The sequence below is a fragment of the Streptomyces sp. NPDC049585 genome, assembly GCF_040675615.1.
GTDB classification, from domain to species: domain Bacteria; phylum Actinomycetota; class Actinomycetes; order Streptomycetales; family Streptomycetaceae; genus Streptomyces; species Streptomyces luteosporeus.
Map to the genome: position 1 here is coordinate 1 of NZ_JBFAPE010000053.1, position 12,087 is coordinate 12,087.

Genomic DNA, 12,087 nt, shown 5'->3' on the forward strand with positions numbered 1-12,087 from the left:
AGGAACCTCATCCATCGAGATGGACGGGGTGTCAACATATCTGGCGTTGACTTTTGGCACGCTGTTGAGTTCTCAAGGAACGGACGCTTCCTTCGTACTCACCCGCAGTGTTGTTTTACTGGGGCTTTCCTCCGGGCGCTTCCCTTCGGTGTTTCCAACCTTACCAGATCCGTTTTCCGTTCCGTTTCCGGTTCGGAATTCGTTTCTGGCCCCCTGTTGGAGCGGGGTCTTTCTCGCCTTCGGCCTTTCGGCCCCCGGCGTGATCACTACTTTAGCGGATTTCCCTCCCGGCTCCTAATCGGAGCCCGGTCCGAAATTCGGACACGCCGAATTCCATCCCGTTAAGGGGCCGTGCAGTAGTGGATGCCGCCGGTGCGGCGAGAGATGCCGTCTCGAACCCTTCCGGGCCCGCGACAACTCGGAGAACAGTACGGATGGGGCGATGCCCTGTCAACCCCGGTCTGCTGCCCCTCCCTCCCCCTCTCAGTCGAGGTCGCTGAGGCGGCCGCCGGCGTCGGGCTGGGTCTCCTCGACGCGGCGCAGGAGGCGGGTGAGCATCTCGCCGAGGAGGGCCCGCTCGACCGGGGAGAGGTCCTGGAGGAGGTCCTCCTCGAAGACGGTGGCCTTGCGGAGGCCGTCGAGCCACTTGGCGCGGCCTTCCTCCGTGATGCCGACGATGACGCGGACGCGGTTGTTCTCGTCGCGCTCGCGGGTGACGAGGCCCTCGCCCACCATGCGGTCGATGCGATGGGTCATGGCGGCGGGGGTGAGGCCGAGGCGCTTGGCGAGGTCGCCGGGGCCGAGGCGGTAGGGCTCGCCGGCGAGGACGAGGGCCTTGAGGACCTCCCACTCGGCGTTGCTGATGCCGAGCTCGGCGGTCTGGCGCCCGTAGGCGACGTGCATGCGCCGGTTGAGGCGGCTGAGGGCCGAGACCACCCGCTCGACCTGCGGGTCCAGGCCCTGGAACTCGCGCTGGTAGGCGGCGATCTGCTCTTCGAGGCTCGGCTCGGCGGGCCCGTGGGTGTCAGCCATGTGCGGCAGTATCCCAGAAATCGTTCGCGCTAAAGCCCTTCGACGTGTACTCTTTAGCTTCGAACTTTAGGGTTGAAGTCTTCGAGGTTGAGGGGTGAGTGTGACCACCGCGATGGGCGCGGCGCTGCGCCGGATCCAGCTGGGCAACGCGTTGAGCGCGTTCGGCAACGGCTTCACGGTCCCGTTCCTGTTCGTCTACGTGTCCCAGGTAAGGGGTCTCGGGGCGAGCATGGCGGGCTTCGTGATGATGACGTTCGCCGTGTCCGCGCTCACCGTGCTGCCGTTCGTCGGTCGGGTGATCGATCGCCGGGGTCCGTTGCCGGTTGCCGTCGCGGGTACGGTCGCCGCCGCTGTGGGGTCCCTCGCGCTGGGTCTGGCGAGCGTCTGGCCGCTGGTGCTGGCCGCGGCCGCCGCCCTGGGCGCGGGTATAGCGGTGGTCCAGCCCTCGCTGGCCACCATGATCGTGTGGTGCTCGACGACGTCCACCCGCTCACGGGCGTTCGCCATGCAGTTCTTCCTGAACAACCTGGGTCTGGGTGTCGGCGGTCTGCTCGGTGGCCAGCTGGTGGACACCTCCGACCCGGGGAGCTTCGTGCGGCTCTTCGCCATCGAGTCGGTGATGTTCCTGGTGCTGGGCGCCATGGTCGCGACCGTGCGGCTGCCCCGGGCGCCGAAGGTGGAGGACAAGGTGCCCAGCGGGCCCACCCCGCAGAGCGGGTGGCGGGCGCTGGTGGGTGACCGGGCGATGGTGCAGCTGTGTGTGCTGGGCTTCGTGATGTTCTTCGCCTGCTACGGGCAGTTCGAGTCCGGCCTGGCGGCCTTCGCCGTCGAGGTCACCAGGATTTCGCCGGCGATGCTGGGCATCGCGCTGGCCGCCAACACGATGGCGATCGTCGTGGCCCAGTTCGTGGTGCTCAAGCTCGTCGAGCGGCGCCGGCGCAGCCGTGTCATCGCGCTGGTCGGTCTGATCTGGGCCGTGGCGTGGGTGGCGGCGGGGCTGTCCGGGCTCATACCGGGCGCGCCGGCCCTGGCGACGACGCTGCTGATCTCGACGTACGCGCTGTTCGGCATCGGTGAGTCGATGCTGTCGCCGACGATGGCGCCGTTGGTGGCCGATCTGGCGCCGGCGCGGCTGGTCGGTCAGTACAACTCGGCGTTCGCCCTGGTCAAGCAGCTGGCGCTGGCGGTGGGGCCGGCGGCGGGCGGTCTGATGGCGGGGGCAGGGGCGTACTCGGCGTACATCGTCCTGCTGGTCGTCTGTGCGCTGGGGATCTCCGTCCTTGCCCTGCGGCTGGGCCGCCTGCTCACCGCGGAGCAGGACAACCCGGTGCGCGCGCACGCTCGCCGTGTCGTCGCCGCGGGTGCCGCGGCCGAGGTGCCGGCCGCCCGCTCCGTGCAGGAGCAGGGCGAGCGGGCGCCCGTGGCGGTCTGACGGCGGCGTTCCGCTCAGCCCAGGTGGGTGCGCAGGCCGCGGCCGGTGGGCAGGGCGAATTCGCACCAGACGGCCTTTCCGCCGCCGGGTGTGCGCCGTGAGCCCCACGACGAGGCGATCGTGGCGATGATCGAGATGCCGCGGCCGGCTTCGTCGGCAGGTTCGGCGCGGCGGCGGCGCGGGAGGTGGTCGTCGCCGTCGGTGACCTCGATGATCAGGCGCCGGTCGGTGCGGCGCAGCCGCAGCCGCATGGGTGGTGTGCCGTGCTGCAGGGAGTTGGCGACCAGCTCGCTGGCGGCCAGGACGCCGAGGTCGCGCAGGTCCGTGGGGAAGCGCCAGCTGGCCAGCACGCCGGAGGCGAAGGCGCGGGCGCGGGGCGCGGCCTCGATGCCGCCGAGGAGTTCGAGGGCGGCGTTGTGGAAGAGCTCGGCGTCGTGGCCGGTGCGGGCGGGGTGCTGGAGCACCAGCAGGGCGACGTCGTCGTCGTGTTCCTGGGTGATGTTGAGGGCACGTACCAGGCGGTCGCACATGACCTGTGGTGAGCCGGTGGCGCCGGCGAAGGCGCGTTCGAGGGCGGCGACGCCGTCGTCGATGTCCTGGTCGCGGCGTTCGACGAGGCCGTCGGTGTAGAGGACGGCACTGGCGCCGGGGCCGAGGGGCACGCTGCCGGAGGTGTGCAGCCAGCCGCCGGTGCCCAGGGGCGGCCCGGTGGGTTCGGCGGCGCGGTGGACGGTGCCGTCGGGGTCGCGGATGAGGATGGGCAGGTGCCCGGCGGAGGCGTAGACGAGCCGGCCCTCGTTGGGGTCGTGGACGGCGTAGACGCAGGTGGCGATCTGGGTGGCGTCGATCTCGGTGGCGAGGCCGTCGAGGAGTTGCAGGACTTCGTGGGGCGGCAGGTCCAGGCGTGCGTAGGCGCGTACGGCGGTGCGCAGCTGGCCCATGACGGCCGCGGCGCGTACTCCGCGGCCCATGACGTCGCCGATGACGAGGGCGGTGCGGCCGGCGCCGAGGGTGATGACGTCGTACCAGTCGCCGCCGACGGCGGTGTCGTGGCCGCCGGGCTGGTAGGTGGCGGCGACGCGCAGGTCGTCGGGTTGTTCGAGCTCCTGGGGCAGCAGGCTGCGCTGGAGGGTGACGGCGGCCTCCCGCTGGCGGCGTTCGCTCGCGCGCAGGCGTTCGGCTGCTTCGACCTGGTCGGTGACGTCGGCGGCGAAGACGAGGACGCCGTGCTGGGCGCCCTTGCCTTCGCCGACCTCGATGGGTGAGCAGGTGAGCGTGTAGTAGCAGTGTCGTCCGGTGGTGACGGCGACCCGCCGGGACTTGACCGTGCGGGGTTTGCGGCTGCGCAGGACCTGGTCCATCAGCGGCAGCAGGCCGAGCTCGACGAGCTCGGGCAGGGCGGTGCGGGCGGGCATGCCGGGCGTGCGGATGCCGAAGAGGGCGGCGTAGGCGTCGTTGACGTAGGCGACGCGGTGGTCCGGCCCGTAGACGAGGGCGACCAGGGCCGGGACCTTGCCGAGGATGTCGTGCACGCGCAGCGCGTCGAGGCTGGGGACGGGCTCGGTGTCCGTGGCGGGCTCGGCCCGGGCGGCGGGCACCGAGCCGGTGCCGCTTCCGGTCGGCCCGTGCGGGGCGGTGGCGGAGGCGCGGTCGGCGCGGGCGGCGGCTCGGCGCTGCGTTCCGGGGAGCCGTGCGCTCCAGCGGGTGAAGTTCACTGAAGGACTACCTCGTGGAGTCGCTGCGGAATCAGCTCGGCGGCGTGGGGTGGCAAAGCCGCGCCCCCGGTGCGGGGGCGCGGTGAGCGGTGGGGGCGTCCGCTGCCGCGTATGGGCAGCAAACGTCCGAATGCTCGCGATTGTCACTCTTCGCAGATACCAGCCCACTCATGGTCACACGACCAGTGTGGCCGACCGGACGGACATCCGTCAGACGCCGCGTCGCAGGAGGGGGATCCCGGTCCGGATGTGCGCCCCTCATCCCCCCGTCTCATCCCCCCGTCAACTCGCCTCGGGATGGCGTCCCGTGCCGGCCGCGAGCTCGAACTCGGCACGGGGGTGCTCCAGCGAGCCCAGGGAGACGATCTCACGTTTGAACAGCCCTGCGAGGGCCCATTCGGAAAGCACCCGCGCCTTGCGGTTGAAGGTGGGGACACGACTGAGGTGGTAGGCGCGGTGCATGAACCAGGCGGGGTAGCCCTTGAGCTTCCTGCCGTAGACCTGTGCGACGCCCTTGTGGAGGCCGAGGGAGGCGACGGAGCCGGCGTACTTGTGCCGGTACTCCTGCAGGGCCTCGCCGCGCAGCGACGCCAGGACGTTGCGGCCGAGCACCTTGGCCTGGCGGACGGCGTGCTGGGCGTTGGGCGCACAGGTGGCGCCCGGTTGGTCGGACGTCAGGTCGGGGACGGCGGCGGCGTCGCCGGCGGACCAGGCGTGCTCGGCGCCGTCCACCTGCAACTGTGCCGTGCAGGTGAGCCTGCCGCGCTCGTCGAGCGGCAGATCGGTGGCCGCGAGCAGGGGATGCGGCTTGACGCCGGCGGTCCACACGAGCGTTCGGGTGGGGAAGCGAGAGCCGTCGCTGAGGACCGCGACACGGTTCTCGCAGGACTCCAGGCGGGTCTGCAGCCGTACGTCGATGTTGCGCCCGCGCAGCTCCCGCACGGCGTAGCGGCCCATGTCCTCGCCGACCTCGGGCAGGATGCGCCCGGTGGCCTCGACCAGGATGAACTTCAGGTCGTCCGGTTCGAGGTTGTGGTAGTAGCGGGCGGCGTAGCGGGCCATGTCCTCCAGCTCGCCCAGCGCCTCGACGCCCGCATAACCGCCGCCGACGAAGACGAAGGTCAGGGCCGCGTCACGCACCTGCGGATCACGGGTGGAGGAGGCGATGTCGAGCTGTTCGAGGACGTGGTTGCGCAGCCCGATGGCCTCCTCGACGGACTTGAAGCCGATGCCGTGATCGGCGAGACCGGGCACGGGCAGGGTCCGGGAGATGGAGCCCGGGGCCAGGACCAGCTCGTCGTAGCGGACGTCGACGGCGCCCGTGCCCTCCTCCTCCGTGGCCAGCGTCTTCACGGCCGCCGTGCGCTTGGCGTGCGTGATGGAGACGACCTCCCCCGTGAGCACCTGGCACTTGGCCAGGGTCCGCCGCAGCGGGACGACCACGTGCCGCGGGGAGATCGACCCGGCGGCCGCCTCGGGGAGGAACGGCTGGTACGTCATGTACGGCTCGGGGTCGACGACCACGACCTCGGCCTCCCCGCGCCGCAGCCCGCGCTGCAGGTGCAGCGCCGCGTACATACCGACGTAGCCGCCGCCGACCACCAGGATCCGCCTCGGGCGGCCGGGGCCCGTGTCCTGCTCCCCGCTCGCCCGCCGGCCGTTGTCCTGCTCCCGCTGCCCTTCCCGCGCCGGTCCGCTCACCAAGGCCCACTCCTCCTTGTTCCGCCCCGCGTCTGCCGCGTGGTCGCCGCTCGGTCCGCGCACGGACCCCCGCGTGGTGCTCGCACGGTGCCGGCTCGGCCCTCGGGTGGTGCTGGCGTTCTCCCTCTGGCGTTCTCCCTCGCATACCACTCCCACGGTGGTTGTATGCGGGCTCGGCTCCTCGCCGCACTGCTGCCCCAGCTCCTCCCCGTGTCCCACGGGTGCCAGGGGTTTGTCCACAGGCCCGGCGAAATGTACGACCGGTCACGGAGCCGGTCCCTCCCGCCGCCCGAGCCCGCCCGGAGGGAAAGGTACGCAGGTCAGAGCCGCTTCCAAGGGGTGGTGGGGTGGTGCACCATCAACGCCCGCGGGGCCCGTACTCCAATTGGGGACGGCCTGTGCGGAGCTACCCCCTTCTTTCTTGACCTGGGCTCAACTATGTTCGTACTCCGTCGGGGTGTCGAGACGCGCCCCGGCAGTCAGGGCGGGGAGTCTCCGGGGGGAGACGTCATAACCGGGGGAACGTATGCACATTCAGGGGTCTCATTGGTCTGCCGCCGTCGCGACGACGTCTGACGGGACAGGTGGCCGCAATACGCCGTTGCGCGTGGATGCCCAGCGCAACCTGGAACATGTGCTGCGGGCGGCTCGCGAAGTATTCGGCGAGCTGGGGTACGGCGCGCCCATGGAGGACGTGGCGCGCCGGGCCCGGGTGGGGGTCGGCACGGTCTACCGCCGGTTCCCGAGCAAGGACGTGCTGGTCCGGCGCATAGCCGAGGAGGAGACGGCACGCCTGACCGAGCAGGCGCGCACCGCGCTGGGGCAGGAGGAGGAGCCCTGGTCGGCGCTCTCCCGCTTCCTGCGCACGTCGGTGGCCTCCGGCGCCGGCCGGCTGCTGCCGCCGCAGGTGCTGCGGGTCGGCGTCGACGTCGAGCCCGGCGAGCAGCCCGGCCAGGAGCGGGCACGCGTGCCCCAGCAGCGGCAGCCGGTGGCCGGCGAGAGCCAGCTGCACGAACTGCGCCTGGTCGAGCAGCGGCAGACGGCGGTCAAGGAGCGGGACGACGCGGGTGTCAACGCGCTGCTGGACGTCGTGGGCCGGCTCGTCGAGCGGGCACGGGCGGCCGGCGAGCTGCGCACCGATGTCACCGTGGCCGATGTGCTGCTGGTGATAGCCACGGCGGCGCCGTCCCTGCCGGACCCGGCGCAGCAGGCGGCGGCCTCCTCGCGGCTGCTGGACATCCTGCTCGAAGGCCTGCGCTCGCGGCCCGCTGCCTGACCATCGGCCCGGCGCGCCGGGTGATCAGCTGACTTCCGGCCCGGTCCAGGGGACCGGACGGGTGGTTGCCGTTCGCTGAGCGATCCTGCCGTCGGCCCGTGTGCGACGCTGCTCGGTATTCGAGTCTGCGGCGTGTACGGGGAGCCTGCGCTATGGGCGTTGACGGGCGGGAAGAATCGCGGGAGAGCGGCGAGGCCGACGGGCCTGCTGTGCAGCCGCCCGGATCGCCGGCCCTGCCGCCGGCGGCGGCGGATCCCGTCGCCGGTGCGCTGGACCTGTGGCGCGGCGCCCTGGGCCCGGCGGTGCCGCAGCAACGGGAAGGCGGCCGGCCGGGCCCGGGAAGCGGTGCGGGCACGGGCGGCAGTGCGGGCAGTGGCACGTCGGACGGTGGTACGCGGTCGGGCGAGGCCCGGGAGGCCGCTGCCGGGTGGACGGGCGACACAGGTGTGCGGGAGGACACCGACGCGCCCCCGTCCGACCTCGAACTGGTGGCGCAGCTGCGCGGGGGCGAGAACGAGGACGCCTACGAGGAGCTGTACCGGCGGCACGTCGAGGCTGTGCGCCGCTACGCCCGTACCTGCTGCCGTGACGAGCACACCGCCGAGGACCTGACCAACGAGGTCTTCGCCTCGACGCTGCAGGCCGTGCGGCGCGGCGCCGGCCCGGACTCGGCGGTCAGGGCGTATCTGCTCTCCAGCGTCCGCCGGGTCGCGGCCACTTGGGGGCGGACGACCAAGCGCGAGCACCTGGTCGAGGACTTCGCGGTCTTCGCCACCTCGTCGGCCGTCTCCTCCATCGCGGCGGACGACGACACCCTGGGTCTGGGGGCGGACGTCCGGGCCATGCAGGAGGCCGAACGGTCGCTGGCCGTGCAGGCGTTCCGCAGCCTGCCGGAGCGGTGGCAGACCGTGCTGTGGCACACGACCGTGGAGGAGGAGACACCGGGGGAAGTGGCCCCGTTGCTGGGGCTGAGCGCCAACGCGACGGCCGTGCTGGCGCACCGGGCACGTGAGGGGCTGAAGCAGGCGTACCTGCAGGCGCACGTCAGCAGTTCCCTCACCTCGGGTGGGGAGTGCGCGCAGTACGCGGACCGGCTGGGCGCCTATGCGCGGGGGCGGCTGCGTTCGCGGGCCGAGCGGGGCATGCGCAAGCACCTGGAGATGTGCGCGCGCTGTCGTACGGCTGCCCTGGAGGTGGCCGACGTCAACGAGCGGCTGCGGGCGCTGCTGCCGATGGCCGTCATCGGCTGGTTCGCCGCGGGCTGGTCCGTGAAGGCGGCCGCCGGCCTGGCGGCGGGCACGGCCGCCGGCGCGGGTGCGGCCGCGGCCGGCGGCACGGGGAGCGGGGGCGCGGGGGGAGGGGGAGGGGCGGGGGCGGGGGCCCCCTCGGCAGGTACTTCCGGTGCTTCCACTGCCTCCGGTGCTTCCGCCTCCTCCGCTCCCGTCACCGCCTCGGCGTCGTCGTCTTCCGCATCGTCCGGGACTTCTTCCGCGTCTTCCGCAGGTTCCGGCGGCGAGGGGCTCGGGGTGGTGACGAAGGTGGGGCTGCTCGCGGGGGCGGTTGCCGCGGCGGGGGCGGTCATCGCCTATGCGCTGGCCGCGGGTTCGCCGGCGCCCTCGCCCAGGCCGCAGGCCGAGGCCCCGGTCCCGGCGCCGGTCTCGCATGCCCCGCGACCCCGGGCCTCGCAGCCGCGGCTCACCGCGTCGGCGGCACCGACCGCGGTCCCCGGGTTGCCGGCCGGGTCGGCCTCCGCGAGCGCCTCGACTTCCGCCTCCCCCTCCGCCTCCCCTTCCCCTTCCCTCTCTCCCTCCCCTTCCGTGTTGCCGTCGCCCACGGCGGCCGGGGCGGCGGGCCCGGAGGCGTCGGCTTCCGCCTCGCGTTCCGCCTCGCCTTCGCCTTCGCGTCCGCGTACGCCGGGCGCCTCCCCCGCCGGGTCCAAGTCCGCTCCCCCACGCCTCCCCATGGCCGTCTATCCGCTCGACCAGCTGGAATACGCCCCTCTGGGTGACGGCGGTGATCCCGAGCTACGGCCGGCCCCCGGCGGTTGGATGTGGCAGCGGTACGGCGATCTGCGTATCGGCGGTACGGCATACCGCAATGGCGCGAGCGTGCATGCGCCGTCCTCCGTGGCCGTCGACCTGAACCGTTCCTGCACGTCCTACGACGCCTTCGCCGGCATCGACGACATGTCCATGGGCCGTGGCGCGGTCACGTTCTCCGTCTTCGCCGACGGCACGCGGATGTGGAGTTCGGGCCTGGTGGAGGGCGGGCAGCCGGCGAAGGCGGTGCACGTTCCGCTGGCCGGGCGCCGGACGCTGCGCCTCGTCGTGGAGTCCCGTTCGCCGTACGAGGGGGCCGCGGTCGCCGACTGGGCCCGGGGACGCATCACCTGTACCGCCCCGGCCGAATCCGCCGGCGTCTCCGACGGCGAAAGCCCCTGAACGAAAGCCCCTGAACGAAGGCCCCTCGACAGGGGTCGGGCCTCAGCGGGGTGGCAGGAATCCGCCCGCCACCGCGCGCGGGCCGGGGGTCTCGGCGCCCGTCCAGCAGGTGCCGCGGCGGGCGAGCAGGCGGCGCAGCCACGCTTCGGTCGAGACGATCTCGGCGAGCCCGTCCAGGGGGAGCGCGTCCCCGCGGGCCGCGGCGCGCAGGGCGCCGCGCACGGCGCCCGCGTCGACGAGGCCGGCGTCGGCGAGGAGCGGGGCGTCGAGCAGTTCCAGCAGGGGTCCGAGCGCGGCCGCGATTCCGGTGCGTGCCGCGGCGGCGTGGGAGGCGTGCGAGGGCGTCCCCCAGCCGAGTGGCAGGTCGTGGACCCCGGCGCCGGCCAGTACGGCGCGCAGGATCGCGGCGCGCGCCCCGGGTTGGACGCGCAGGGTGTCGGGCAGGGCGCGGCAGGCGCGTACGACCTGGTTGTCGAGGAAGGGGGCGTGCAGGCGCTGGCCGCGGGCCTCGACGGCCTGTTCGTGGATGCGGTGGTCGGCGGCGTGCCGGTGCAGTGCGGTGGCGGCGCGGCGTTCGCCGGGGCGCTGGGGCAGTCCGGAGGGCGGTGCGGAGGGCTGTACGGCGGCGGTGTGCAGGCGTACGGCCACGTCCGCACGGGCTTCTGCGGTCAGCCAGCGCGCGGCGGGCCCCGGGCGGCACCAGGCGAGGGCGGCCAGTGAGGCGTCGAGGGGGCCGGTGGTGCCGTGGGCGTCGGGGGTGCCGGCGGCGTGCAGCAGGTGGGCGGCGGCGGTCTCGAGTCCTTCGCGGTGGCCGGTGCGGGCGAGGCGGCGGGCGGCGCGGTAGACGGTGAAGGGGACGGACAGGGAGTGGGTGGCGGTGCGGGTGGCGGTGTTTTCGGCGCGGGCGAGGGCGGAGACGGGTTTGAGCAGGTGGCGGCGCCGGCGGTCCATGAGGAGGTCGGCGAGGCGGGCGGGGTGTGCGTCAAGTACTTGTCGGGCGCCGTTGCCGACGAGGTGGTCGGTGCCGCCGGCGGCGAGGCGGTGGCGGTGCCGGGCGGCGTAGGCGAGGGCGGGGCCGGGTTCGTCGGTGAGGGGGCCGCGGTCGAGGTGGGCGTAGGGCAGGGCTTCGTTGCCGGCGGCGACGATGAGGTGGTGCAGGCGCAGGTCGGCGGCGAGGGCGCGGGCCCGTTCGAGTTCGGGGGCGCGGTGGCGGGCGGCTTCGGTGGCGAGGTCGTTGAAGGTGACGGCGAGCAGGCGTGGGCCGGGGGCGCCGGTGTCCGTGCCGGGCAGGCCGGCGGCGAGCAGGGCGAGGGTGGCGGAGGCGCTGCCGCCGGAGAGGTCGGCGCCGGTGGCGGGGCGGGTGCCGGTCGGGTGGCCGGGGCCGGTGAGGCGGGCGTGTACGGCGTCGAGGAGGGCTTCGCGTACGGCGTCGACGGCTTGGCGGGCGTCGGCCCGGGGGGTGGCGGCGGCGAGGGTGGGGTGGGGTTCGTAGCCGGTGATCTGGCGGGTGCCGTCGCGCAGGACGAGGGCGTGGCCGGGCGGGAGGCGGCGTACGCCGGTGTAGGGGGTGCCGTCGCCGAGGGCTTCGGGGATGTCGGGGCAGGCGAGGAGGGCGGCGAGGTGTCCGAGGTCGAGCTGGGCCTCGACGAGGTCGGCGAGCGGGAGGGCGGCGGTGGCGTAGGCGGTGCCGCCGTGGAAGTCGGTGTGGAAGACGGGCCGGGTGCCGGCGAGGTCGCCGAGGACGGCGAGGCGGCGGCCGGTGCGGACGACGACGGTGTAGCTGCCGGGCCACGTGGTGAGGTGGCGCAGGGCGCCGCCGCGGGCGGCGCGCAGGCCGGCGCGCAGGGCGTCGTCGCCGGCGGCGCAGCGGCCGAGGACGGCGAGGCGGGTGGTGGGGTCGGCGGGATCGGCGTGGACGGTGCGGATCTCGTCGGGACGCCAGTCGCCGACGGCCCACAGGGGGTCGGGTCCGTCCCACAACTGCCGTGCGGCGACGGGGTGGAGGCGGGGTTCGCCGGTGCCGTCGGCGTGGTGGTGCGCGGTGGCGCGGTTCCACCCCACCAACCAGCGCATCGCCGCCTCCACAGGCTGTGGACAGCCGATCGGTCGGGCAACCGATCGGTAGCAGTCATCATGCACAGCCGGGCCGGGGTTGCGTACATCCCTGGACAACACCTTGGTTGCGGCAGGGCGGCTGGTCGACGGCTGCCAACTCCCCCGACAACGCGGCGCGATGGCGTTTCGTCACGGTTGCACCCGAATGCGCGCCCGGTGCGGGCAGGCGCGCACGGCGGCCGGGCGACGGCCGAGCCACGGCGGGACGACGGCCGGACGGCGGCCGGGCGGTGGGGCGACGGGGCGGCCGGGCGGCGACATCCGGCCACATCCGGCCTCATCCCGCCCCCTCCCGCCGCTGTTGAGCGGGATCCGCCGAACGGGAGCCGTCCTGCAGCCCGCACCGGGGCCGCGTGCGGGTGCGGGCGCGGCCCG

Annotated in this window: 8 protein-coding genes; 4 read left to right on the top strand and 4 right to left on the bottom strand. The window is 73.7% G+C overall.

What is annotated here, in order from left to right; translation table 11 throughout:
* The coding region (locus AB0K17_RS29580; protein WP_365984870.1) for a hypothetical protein at positions 1-298 on the top strand (298 nt) is incomplete at its 5' end.
* Positions 299-483: 185 nt separating this feature from the next.
* On the opposite strand, the gene AB0K17_RS29585 is transcribed toward AB0K17_RS29580, so the two are convergent.
* Positions 484-1,032: a MarR family transcriptional regulator gene (locus tag AB0K17_RS29585; protein ID WP_365970075.1), complete on the bottom strand. Its 549-nt coding sequence runs from the start codon at positions 1,030-1,032 to the stop codon at positions 484-486.
* A 100-nt stretch (positions 1,033-1,132) separates the two neighbouring features.
* Here AB0K17_RS29585 and AB0K17_RS29590 point away from each other — a divergent pair, with 100 nt between their 5' ends.
* Positions 1,133-2,464, top strand: a complete 1,332-nt coding sequence (locus AB0K17_RS29590) for an MFS transporter (RefSeq protein WP_365984878.1) — start codon at positions 1,133-1,135, stop codon at positions 2,462-2,464.
* A gap of 14 nt (positions 2,465-2,478) precedes the next feature.
* Here the strand turns inward: AB0K17_RS29590 and AB0K17_RS29595 are convergent, their stop codons facing one another.
* Together AB0K17_RS29595 and AB0K17_RS29600 are read right to left on the bottom strand one after the other, a co-directional pair.
* Positions 2,479-4,179 carry a SpoIIE family protein phosphatase gene (locus AB0K17_RS29595; protein ID WP_365970074.1) on the bottom strand — a complete coding sequence of 567 codons (1,701 nt, stop codon included), beginning with the start codon at positions 4,177-4,179 and terminating at the stop codon, positions 2,479-2,481.
* Between the two features lie 282 nt (positions 4,180-4,461).
* Positions 4,462-5,787, bottom strand: a complete 1,326-nt coding sequence (locus tag AB0K17_RS29600; RefSeq protein WP_365984879.1) for an NAD(P)/FAD-dependent oxidoreductase — start codon at positions 5,785-5,787, stop codon at positions 4,462-4,464.
* Positions 5,788-6,406: 619 nt separating this feature from the next.
* On the opposite strand from AB0K17_RS29600, the gene AB0K17_RS29605 reads away from it, so the two are divergent.
* A complete protein-coding gene (locus AB0K17_RS29605) occupies positions 6,407-7,156 on the top strand; it encodes a helix-turn-helix domain-containing protein (protein WP_365970073.1) in 750 nt (249 codons plus the stop codon).
* 152 nt (positions 7,157-7,308) lie between these two features.
* Entirely contained in the window at positions 7,309-9,597 is a 2,289-nt protein-coding gene (locus tag AB0K17_RS29610; protein WP_365984871.1) for a sigma-70 family RNA polymerase sigma factor, read from the top strand.
* A gap of 42 nt (positions 9,598-9,639) precedes the next feature.
* Here AB0K17_RS29610 and AB0K17_RS29615 read toward each other — a convergent pair whose 3' ends face one another.
* Positions 9,640-11,670: an asparagine synthase-related protein gene (locus AB0K17_RS29615; protein ID WP_365984872.1), complete on the bottom strand. Its 2,031-nt coding sequence runs from the start codon at positions 11,668-11,670 to the stop codon at positions 9,640-9,642.
* Positions 11,671-12,087: the final 417 nt, after the last annotated feature.

Excerpts from the sequence above, each read along its gene's own strand:
- AB0K17_RS29585 (WP_365970075.1), bottom strand. The coding sequence starts at position 1,032 with ATGGCTGACACCCACGGGCCCGCCGAGCCGAGCCTCGAAGAGCAGATC.
- AB0K17_RS29605 (WP_365970073.1), top strand. The coding sequence starts at position 6,407 with ATGCACATTCAGGGGTCTCATTGGTCTGCCGCCGTCGCGACGACGTCT.
- AB0K17_RS29610 (WP_365984871.1), top strand. The coding sequence starts at position 7,309 with ATGGGCGTTGACGGGCGGGAAGAATCGCGGGAGAGCGGCGAGGCCGAC.
- AB0K17_RS29615 (WP_365984872.1), bottom strand. The coding sequence starts at position 11,670 with ATGCGCTGGTTGGTGGGGTGGAACCGCGCCACCGCGCACCACCACGCC.